The 1,286-nt window shown below is 76.4% G+C and carries 1 protein-coding gene; it reads left to right on the forward strand.

Features of this window, described 5'->3' with window-relative positions:
- The first annotated feature begins 70 nt into the window (after positions 1–70).
- Positions 71–916, forward strand: coding sequence for a TIGR03936 family radical SAM-associated protein (locus FNQ90_RS23605; RefSeq protein WP_182608202.1), 846 nt, complete (start codon positions 71–73; stop codon positions 914–916).
- The last annotated feature ends 370 nt before the right edge of the window (positions 917–1,286 follow it).

Raw genomic sequence — 1,286 nt, forward strand, 5'->3', positions numbered from 1 at the left:
GTCCCGACCCCCGAAGGACTGAACGACACTGGGCAAGAGACAACCCACAGGCCCCCCGCCCGCCCCGGCGATCCAGCGGATCCGGCTGCGGTACACCAAGCGCGGACGCCTGCGGTTCACCAGCCATCGTGACTTCCAGCGCGCCTTCGAACGCGCCCTGCGCCGGGCCGGCGTACCGATGGCCTACTCGGCGGGCTTCACCCCGCACCCCAAGGTCAGCTACGCCAACGCCGCGCCCACCGGCACCGCCAGCGAGGCCGAGTACCTGGAGATCGCGCTCACCGAGTCCCGTGACCCCGAGCGCCTGCGACTCCTGCTCGACGGGTCGCTGCCCACCGGCCTGGACGTCATCGACGCCGTCGAGGCCCACACCCCGCACCTCGCCGAGCGCCTGGAGGCGTCCCGGTGGGAGCTGCGGCTGGACGGGGTGACGGTCGAGGAGGCCAGCCGGGCCGTGGCCGCCTTCCTCGCCGCCGACGCCGTCGAGGTGCGCCGACAGACCAAGAAGGGCATGCGCGCCTTCGACGCCCGGGCCGCCGTGGTCTCCCTCGGGGCGTTCCCGGCCGACGCGGCCGACGCCGCCCCGGGCGACGGGACGGACGGTGACGCGCCCCGCGAACCATCCGGTCCCGGAGGGTCCGATGGGGGCCCGGGCCGACCCTGTGCGATACTTCGCCTGGTGGTACGGCACGACACTCCTGCCGTGCGACCCGACGACGTCCTGTCCGGCCTCCGAGCCGTGGCCGACCTGGCGCCGCCGGTCCCCGCAGCGGTGACCAGGCTGGCGCAGGGGCCGCTCGATGAGGGGACCGGGTCGGTGGGCGATCCGCTCGCGCCAGACCGCGACGCAGCCGCGGCCACCCCACCCGGGGCCGCCGGGCAGCAGGCCGCGGCGGTGCCGGAGACCACCGGCTAGGGGCGCTGTCGCGCGCCGCCGAACCGCCCGGGGCCGGGAGCCACTCGGGCCCGGCTGTTCCCATCGGCGCACCCGACCAACAGACTTTCGCCGTAGCCGGGCAACGATTTCCCGGAACCGGCGAGCGACACACGACAGCTCCCGAGCGGCGCCCGCCCCCGTCGGCGCGGCGCCCGGGAGCGTGACGGGAGAACCGCCCGCATGCACGAGCACAACGAGTCCGCCGAAGCGGACACCCCCACCGGGAACGCGTCGCACGCGACCGACACCGGGGAGGGGACGCCGGAACAGGCCGCCCCGGCTCCGCGCCGTCGGCGCCGCGCCGCGTCACGCCCCGCCGGACCCCCGGCGACCGGGACCGCCGCGGAAC

The sequence above is a fragment of the Streptomyces alkaliphilus genome (assembly GCF_014141535.1).
GTDB classification, from domain to species: Bacteria; Actinomycetota; Actinomycetes; order Streptomycetales; family Streptomycetaceae; genus Streptomyces; species Streptomyces alkaliphilus.